Raw genomic sequence first — 8,033 nt, 5'->3', positions numbered from 1 at the left:
AGCCAGAACCGGTGGCCTTCGCTTGCCTTCGACGTGCAGAGCCTCAACAGCCTGTTCGCGCCGTTCTTGTCCGCGGGCTTCTACTACAAGACCTTCATGGGTCCGACCCGCCGCGCCTGGATGTTCTACGAGCATTTCATCCGCAAGGCGGCCGGGCTCGGCAAGGCCGCCCTGGAGCCGGATCCCGACCGCTACGAGGTTCGCCACGCCTTCGCCGACGTCGCCATTGTCGGCGGCGGCCCGGCGGGCCTGTCGGCCGCGCGCGCCGCGGCGAACGCCGGGGCGAGGGTGGCGCTGATCGAGCAGAATTTTTTGCTCGGCGGCCAGCTCCTGTCCGAACGCCCCGGCTCGGAGGCCGCGGCCTGGCTGCAAGGGGTGGAAACCGAACTCAAGGGTTTCGGAACCGTCAGCCTCATGGCGCGGACGACCGCCGTCGGCCTTTACGATGGCAAGGTGCTTGGCCTTGTCGAGCGACGGGACGATGCACAGGTTGCTGGCCAGGCCCGTCAGACGTTCACGATCCTGCGCGCCGGCGCGATCGTCTTTGCCAGCGGCGCGATCGAGCGGCCGCTGGTGTTTTCCAACAATGACCGTCCGGGCGTGATGCTTGCATCGGCGGTCAGGACCTATGTCAACCGCTTCGCCGTCCTGCCTGGAAGGAAGGCCGTGGTCGCCACCGCGAATGACGGCGCCTGGCGCACCGCCTTCGATCTCGCCGCTGCGGGAGCGCAGGTCACCGTCGCGGATATGCGGGCCACGCTTGCGCCCGCTCTGCAGGCGGAAGCTTCGCGCCTGGGGATCGCCGTTCATGCCGGCACACACATCGCCGACCTCAGCGGCGGCCGTGCGGTCAAGGCGGCCAGGCTTGCGGGTGCGGGCGCGAAGACCGAGGTCGACTGCGACCTGGTCTGCGTTTCCGGCGGCTGGTCGCCGACGGTGCATCTCACCTCGCAGCTTGGCGTCAAGCCGGTCTATCGCGAGGACATCGACGGCTTTGTTCCCGGCGCCTTCGCGGCCGGCCAGTTCGGCGCCGGTTCCGTGGTCGGTGGTTACACCATGGCGGAAGCGATCGAGACCGGCCATCGCGCCGGCATCGAGGCAGCCGCGTCATGCGGAAAGACGAAGCCCGTGCCGGCCGCTCTCGCGCTTCAATCCACGGAGCTGCCCGCGGCTGCGTTCCGTACTGTCCCGCCGGCGCGCGGCAAGGCCTTCGTCGACATCCAGATGGATGTCACCACCGGTGACATCGCGCTTGCGCATCGCGAGGGCTACCAATCGGTCGAGCATCTGAAGCGCTACACCACGCTCGGCATGGGCACGGACCAGGGCAAGACCAGCAATTTCGCTGCGCTCTCGGCCATGGCGGCCCTACGCGACGCGACCATTCCCGAGACGGGCACGACCACTTTCAGGCCGCCCTATACGCCGGTCGCGATCGGCGCGCTTGCCGGGCGCGCCGTCGGCCATCATTTCAAGCCGACCCGCCGCACGCCGATGCATGACTGGCATGTCGCCAACGGCGCCGACATGCTGGAGGTCGGTCTCTGGGTGCGACCCTATTTCTATCGCGGCGCCGGCCCGGACGTGAACGAAGCCTATGTCGCGGAGATGCGTTTCGTGCGCGAGGCCGCCGGGCTGATGGACATCTCGACCCTGGGCAAGATCGACATTCAAGGTCCCGATGCCGCCACGCTGCTCGACCGGGTCTACGCAAACGGTTTCGCCAAACTGGCAATCGGGCGGGCGCGCTATGGCGTCATGCTGCGTGACGACGGTATCGTCTTCGACGACGGCACCACGACCAGGCTTGGCGAGCACCGCTTCTTCATGACGACATCGACCGCCAAGGCGGCCGACGTGATGTCGCGGCTGGAATTCCTGCTCGACATCGCCTGGCCGGACCTGCGCGTCGCCGTCACCTCGGTGACCGACGAATGGGCGGCGATGTCGGTCGCCGGACCAAGGAGCCGCGAGGTCCTCGCCGCCACCCTTCCCGCGCTCGACCTCTCCAACGAGGCCCTGCCGCATATGGGCTTCATCGAAGGCGAGTTCGACGGGCGCGCGCTGCGGATCATCCGGCTGAGCTATTCCGGCGAGCAGGCTTACGAGGTCTATGTTGGCGCGAGCGCGGGCGAGGGCGCCTGGCGTCGGCTTGTCGAGGTAGGAGAGTCATTCGGGCTCAGGCCTTATGGAGTCGAGGCGCTGGGCGCACTGCGTGTCGAGAAGGGCCATGTCGCCGGCCCCGAGATCGACGGCCGCACGACGCACGACGATCTGGGCCTTGGCCGCATGATAGGAAAGCGCTCCGGCTTCGTCGGCGACGTGCTTCGCCGCCGTCCCGCGCTTGGCGAGCCGAACCGCCAGCGCTTGGTCGGGCTGAGATGCCTGGAGGCGGAAACGCGACTGAGCGGCGGCGCCATTCTTTTCAAGCAGGGCGAAACCCGGCAGGGACACGGCCGCGGCCGCGTCACCTCGGTGACATACAGCCCGACGCTGGGAGGGTATGTCGGTCTCGCGCTGCTCGCTGGCGACGTGGGCGTGGGGGAGGAAGTGGTGGCAGTCCACAGGATGAAGAACGAGGCCGTCCGCGCTCATGTCGTCTCGCCGGTCTTTCTCGATCCGGAGGGAGAGCGGCTCCATGGTTGAAACCGTGTCTGTCGAGGCTTGCACGATCGTCCAGCTCGAGGCCTGGCCCGACACGCAAGCCGCATTCGAGGCCGAGCTGTCGCGCCAGTTGGGCGCCGCGCCGCCGACGGCCTTCGGCGAGGCCGTATCCGTCGGCGGCTGGCTCATGGTTCGTATCGCACCGCGCCGGTACTGGCTGATTGCGGACGATGGATCGCAGCCACGCTTGAGGATCGATCCGGCCCTTGGCTGCTCGCTGTCGCTCGGCGAAAGCAGGATGCGGCTGAGGCTTAGCGGTCCGCGCAGCTTCGACATCCTGAAAGCCTGCGTCGCGATCGACTGGGATTCATCGCAAGCGAAGCCGGGAAGCGTGTTGCAGACCGGCTTCCATCACGTACCGGTGCTTCTCTTGCGCACCGCAGCCGACGCTTGCGATATCCTTGCGCCGCGTAGCTTTGCGCAAAGTCTGGTCGGTTGGCTGACGGACATAGCCGCTCCCGAGATATTTGAAGTGAAATGACCAGCCGCCGCCGCTGAGGCTCGAAGGCGGTGCGAAGCGCCGACACTGCTCAGGCCATTCTGGGGCGGGAGCGGGCTCTCTCAAGCCATGTCTCGCCGATAAATCATCAGCTCGTTCTCGCCTTCCTGTATGGCCCGTCCGCGCTGATTGCGAACGACGAAACGCAGCCGAAGGATCGCGCGGGCGGGATTGCGAGTGGTCCGCTTGTCGGCGACCGTCACCTCGGCTTTGATGGTGTCTCCGGCGAGCACCGGGGCTGAAAACCGCCATGTCCAGCCGAGCGAGGCTACCGCCCGGAACCGGGCAACGGCATTGTTCTTCAGCCCATCGATAAGAGACAGCACAAGCAGGCCATGCGCCACGCGCGCCGGGAAGCCATGCCGAAGCGCCGCCTCATCGCTCATATGGATTTCGAACCGGTCACCGGTCATTTCCGCGAACGCTTCTATGACGGCCGCCGTTACTTCCCTGGAATACGTCTCGAAATGATCGCCGACCTCAACGTCCTCATAGCTCAACCCGAAGCCCGTGAGCGATTTTCCGCTGTTGTCGACGCTCATGCCGGCACCGGAGCGTCCTCTCGCAACAGTCCCTTTTTCTTCAGCTCTTGCCAGAAATCGCCAGGGATAGGGTAGCTGAACCAGGCCAGGTTCTGCTCGAGCTGCTGGACGGTTCGGGTGCCGGCGCAGAAGGAGGGGATGGCCGGATGCGCCACCACGAACTGCAAGGCGGCGGCCGGCCGCGGCACGCCATGCGCGCGGCAGACCTCCTCGATTTTTGCCACTTTCTCCATGATGGGCTTTGGCGCCGGTGAATAATTGTACTTTGCGCCTGGAACGGCACCTGTGGCCAGGATGCCGGAATTGAAGCCCCCACCGACTAGCACCGCTGCGCCGCGCTCGACGCAAAGCGGCAGGAACTCGTCGAGGGCTTCCTGTTCGAGCAGCGTATAGCGGCCCGCCAGCAGGAAGCAGTCGAAGTCGCGCTGCTTCAGGGCCTCGTGACAGACCTGCCATTCGTTGACCCCAACGCCGATCGCCTTCACGATGCCTTGCGAACGCAGTTTCTCCAACGCCCGCCAGCAGCCATCCATCGCCTGCCGGAAGACTTCCGGCTGCTCGTCGCCACGGGTGAACCGATCGATGTCGTGGATGAAAAGCATGTCGATGTGTTCGAGCGCCAGGCGCTGCAGCGAGTCTTCGAACGACCGCATGGTGCCGTCGTAGGAGTAGTCGAAATTCATGGTGTTAGGCGCGGCGTTCGACCATGGCGCGAAATCGATCTGCGAGCGCTTTGCCGGTTTCAGCACCCGGCCCACCTTGCTGGCGAGGACGAACTCGTCGCGCTTCTTCCACCGAAGCGAATGCCCGGCCCGCAGTTCCGAAAGGCCGTGACCGTACATCGGCGCTGTGTCGTAGAAGCGCACGCCCGCATCCCACGCGGTCTGGATCATCGCATCCGCGGTCTGCTCGTCTATCGGCTGAAGGAAATTGCCGATCGGAGCGGTTCCGAACGCGAAGGCTGTGACGTTGAGGCCGGACCGGCCGAATACGCGCTTGTCAGACGGCTTCATAGTATCCTCCCTTAGTAACCATCTGGTTATTTCTAGTTAAATTCAGGCGCCGCCGCAAGTGCTTGTAGCGGCAACGCGTCGCGATGCGAAGTCCGCAGCTTGACGCCGGCGACGATTCCGGCGTAGGAGTAACTAGATAGTTACATAGGGAGGTCGATCGTGCCGCTGAGCGAAACGCAGCAGCAGGTGCGCGAGATGGCGCGCCAGTTTGCCGAGGATGTCATTCGTCCGGTTGCCGAGGCGCTTGATCGGGACGAGCGCTTTCCTGCCGAAATATATGAGCAGATGGGCGAGCTCGGCCTCTTCGGTATCGGCGTTCCGGAGGCCATGGGCGGTCCCGGCTTCGACACGCTCACCTATGCGCTGGTGATGGAGGAACTGTCGCGTGGCTATGCATCCGTCGCCGATCAGTGCGGCCTCGTCGAGCTGATCAGCACCTTGCTTGTCCAGCATGGCACCGAGGCGCAGCGGCAGCAGTGGCTGGGTCCAACCATGCGCGCCGAGAAGAAGGCCGCCTACTGTATCACCGAGCCAGAGGCCGGCACCGATGTTTCCGGGATACGCACCACCGCGACGCGCGACGGGGACGGATGGCGGCTGAACGGCGGCAAGATCTGGATCCACAACGCGCCCGTCGCCGACGTCGGTTTCGTGCTGGCGCGCACCGACAAGGACGCGGGTCATCGCGGCATGTCGATCTTCATCGTCGATCTGCACTCCAGGGGAATAGAGCGCGGGCCGAAGGAACATAAGATGGGTCAGCGAGCCAGCCAGGTCGGCGCGCTCAATTTCAACGATGTCGTCCTGGGTCCTGAAGCGCTGCTGGGCGAAGAAGGCCGTGGTTTCCACATGATGATGAGCGTGCTGGACAAGGGGCGTGTCGGCATTGCCTCGCTGGCCGTCGGCATCGCGCAGGCGGGTCTCGAGGCGGCGGTCGACTATGCGCAGCAGCGGCGCCAGTTCGGCAAGGCGATCGCCGATTTTCAGGGCGTGCAGTGGCTGCTTGCCGACATGGCAAAGGACATCGAGGCGGCCCGTCTGCTCGTTCGCAGCGCCGCCGAGAAGATCGACGCAGGGGAAAATGCAACCAAGGCCTGCTCGATCGCCAAATGTTTTGCGGGAGACATAGCCGTGGCGCGCACTGCCGATGCCGTGCAGGTCTTCGGCGGCTCCGGCTACATACGCGGCTTCGAGGTCGAACGCCTCTACCGGGACGCCAAGATCACGCAGATCTATGAAGGCACCAACCAGATCCAGCGCATGATCATCGCCCGCGAGCTCCTCAAGCATGGAGCCCGGGCATGACTGCGGGATCGCGTCATGCGGCTTTTGTCACCGGATCGAGCCGCGGCATCGGGCTGGCGGCTGCGTTGGAGCTCGCCCGGCGCGGATTCGGCGTGGCGCTCAACGGTCCGGCCGATGACGAGGAACTGAAATCCGCCGAAGCCGCTGTCGCCGCCCTCGGCGTTCCGGTCGCGCGTGTCGCGGGCGACGTCGCCGATCTGGGCGGCCACGAGAGTATGCTCGACGCGGCCGAGGCCGTCATCGGGCCGCTGTCAACGCTGATCAACAATGCCGGCGTGTCGGTCATCTCGCGCGGCGACCCGCTCGACGTGACGGAGGAGAGCTATGACCGCTGTCAGGCAATCAACACGAAGGCGCAGTTCTTCCTGTCGCAGCGCTGGGCCAGGCGGCTGCTTGCCCGCAAGCGCGATGACGGTCGCTTCTACAGCCTGATCAACGTCTCTTCCTCCAATGCTACGGCGGTGGCGGAGCCGCGCGCCGAATATTGCGTGTCCAAGGCCGGATCCGCGATGGTCAGTCAGGTCTTCGCCGTCCGCCTTGGCCGCGAGAACATCGCCGTCTACGACATCAGGCCTGGTCTGATCGAAACGGCCATGACCAGGGCGGTCAGCGAGACTTACCAGCGCCGCATCGACGACGAAGGGCTGACATTGATCCGCCGCCTCGGCAAACCGGAGGATGTCGGTCGCGTCATGGCGACGCTCGCCACGGGCGAGCTGCCATATACGACCGGCCATGTCATTGCCGTCGATGCGGGCATGCTGGTCCCGCGGTTCTGACGGCGGCGCAACGCCAGGGAGAACGCTATGATCATCCAGCTGCCGGATAGCATGGGCAGACTTTCCGACTACCGGCTTCAGGACAAAACGATTCCGGCCGCGCGATTGCCGCTCGATGCGCCACGTACCGCGCTGTCGGCGGCCCATGTCGTGGCGGATCCTTTCAGCGCCAGCGATCCCGGCGACCGCCCCGCCATCGACTGGAAGACAACGATCGCATTCAGGCGTCACCTTCACGGGCTCGGCCTGGGCATTGCCGAAGCAATGGACACCGCGCAGCGTGGCATGGGTCTCGACTGGCCTTCGGCCTTGGAGTTGATCCGCAGGACCAGGAGCGAGCTGCCTGACGCGCTCGTCTTCAACGGCGCCGGCACCGATCAGCTCGGACCTGCCGATGCGCGCACGCTCGACGATGTCCGTCGAGCCTATTTCGAGCAGATCGAGGCCATCCAGAAGGTCGGCGGCAGATTGATCGTGATGGCCAGCCGGGCGCTGGCGGCCGTGGCGCGTTCGCCGGACGACTATGTTTCGGTCTATGGCGACGTGCTTGCGCGCTGCGACCGTCCGGTGATCCTGCACTGGCTGGGAGAGATGTTCGATCCGGCCCTCAAGGGCTATTGGGGGGCTGGCTGCTTCGAGGATGCGCTCGAAACGGTATTGGCGATTATCGGAAACAACACCGCCAGGATCGACGGCATCAAGATTTCGCTCCTCGACAAGGAGAAGGAAATCACGATGCGCCGCCGTCTGCCCGCCGGCGTGAAGATGTATACCGGCGACGACTTCAATTATCCGGAGCTGATCGCGGGCGACGAGCAGGGATTCTCGCATGCCCTTCTTGGTATCTTCGATCCCCTGGCGCAGGCCGCCGCCTACGCCATCGACCGGCTCGGCCGGGGCGATATCCAAGGGTTCCACGCCACGCTGGATCCGACGGTGCCGCTCGCGCGCCTGATCTTTCGAGCGCCCACCCAATACTACAAGACGGGGGTCGTGTTCCTTGCCTGGCTGAACGGGTTCCAGGATCATTTCATTATGCTGGGGGGCGCTCAGTCGATGCGGCCGCTGCCCTATTTCGTGGAGGTGTTCAAGCTGGCCGACGGATGCGGCCTTTTGGTCGATCCCGAACTGGCCGCCGCGCGCATGCGCAAGCTGTTTGCTCTTTATGGCCTCTGACCAGGACCATGCGTGACTTCTCGAGGAACCATTCCGCGCTGGCACTCAATACGGC

General features: G+C 65.0%; 7 protein-coding genes. 5 read left to right on the top strand and 2 right to left on the bottom strand.

Going from position 1 to position 8,033, the window contains the following annotated elements; all coding sequences use genetic code 11:
* A partial coding sequence (locus EOD07_RS14175; protein ID WP_127235917.1) for an FAD-dependent oxidoreductase occupies positions 1–2,646 on the top strand: 2,646 nt, incomplete at its 5' end.
* Positions 2,639–3,145 carry a sarcosine oxidase subunit gamma gene (locus EOD07_RS14170; RefSeq protein WP_164772242.1) on the top strand — a complete coding sequence of 169 codons (507 nt, stop codon included), beginning with the start codon at positions 2,639–2,641 and terminating at the stop codon, positions 3,143–3,145. The genes EOD07_RS14175 and EOD07_RS14170, both read left to right, overlap by 8 nt.
* Before the next feature lie 80 nt (positions 3,146–3,225).
* On the opposite strand, the gene EOD07_RS14165 is transcribed toward EOD07_RS14170, so the two are convergent.
* Positions 3,226–3,705: a MaoC family dehydratase gene (locus tag EOD07_RS14165; RefSeq protein ID WP_127235915.1), complete on the bottom strand. Its 480-nt coding sequence runs from the start codon at positions 3,703–3,705 to the stop codon at positions 3,226–3,228.
* Positions 3,702–4,718 (bottom strand): aldo/keto reductase, encoded by a 1,017-nt coding sequence (locus EOD07_RS14160; RefSeq protein WP_127235914.1) that lies wholly within the window; start codon positions 4,716–4,718, stop codon positions 3,702–3,704. Before EOD07_RS14160 ends, EOD07_RS14165 begins: the two co-directional genes overlap by 4 nt.
* A gap of 159 nt (positions 4,719–4,877) precedes the next feature.
* Between EOD07_RS14160 and EOD07_RS14155 the strand changes: the two genes are divergently transcribed.
* From EOD07_RS14155 to EOD07_RS14145, 3 genes are read left to right on the top strand one after another with little or no spacing between them, the layout of a single operon-like run.
* Positions 4,878–6,023, top strand: a complete 1,146-nt coding sequence (locus EOD07_RS14155) for an acyl-CoA dehydrogenase family protein (protein ID WP_127235913.1) — start codon at positions 4,878–4,880, stop codon at positions 6,021–6,023.
* A complete protein-coding gene (locus EOD07_RS14150) occupies positions 6,020–6,802 on the top strand; it encodes a 3-ketoacyl-ACP reductase (RefSeq protein ID WP_041005950.1) in 783 nt (260 codons plus the stop codon). Before EOD07_RS14155 ends, EOD07_RS14150 begins: the two co-directional genes overlap by 4 nt.
* Positions 6,803–6,829: 27 nt before the next feature.
* On the top strand, positions 6,830–7,978 hold the full coding sequence (locus tag EOD07_RS14145) for a dihydrodipicolinate synthase family protein (protein ID WP_127235912.1): 1,149 nt from the start codon (positions 6,830–6,832) through the stop codon (positions 7,976–7,978).
* Positions 7,979–8,033 lie beyond the last annotated feature (55 nt).

This window comes from Mesorhizobium sp. M2C.T.Ca.TU.002.02.1.1 (assembly GCF_003997225.1).
This window is presented reverse-complemented; position numbering and strand designations above follow the sequence as displayed.

Excerpts from the sequence above, each read along its gene's own strand:
- EOD07_RS14170 (WP_164772242.1), top strand. The coding sequence starts at position 2,639 with ATGGTTGAAACCGTGTCTGTCGAGGCTTGCACGATCGTCCAGCTCGAG.
- EOD07_RS14165 (WP_127235915.1), bottom strand. The coding sequence starts at position 3,705 with ATGAGCGTCGACAACAGCGGAAAATCGCTCACGGGCTTCGGGTTGAGC.
- EOD07_RS14160 (WP_127235914.1), bottom strand. The coding sequence starts at position 4,718 with ATGAAGCCGTCTGACAAGCGCGTATTCGGCCGGTCCGGCCTCAACGTC.
- EOD07_RS14150 (WP_041005950.1), top strand. The coding sequence starts at position 6,020 with ATGACTGCGGGATCGCGTCATGCGGCTTTTGTCACCGGATCGAGCCGC.
- EOD07_RS14145 (WP_127235912.1), top strand. The coding sequence starts at position 6,830 with ATGATCATCCAGCTGCCGGATAGCATGGGCAGACTTTCCGACTACCGG.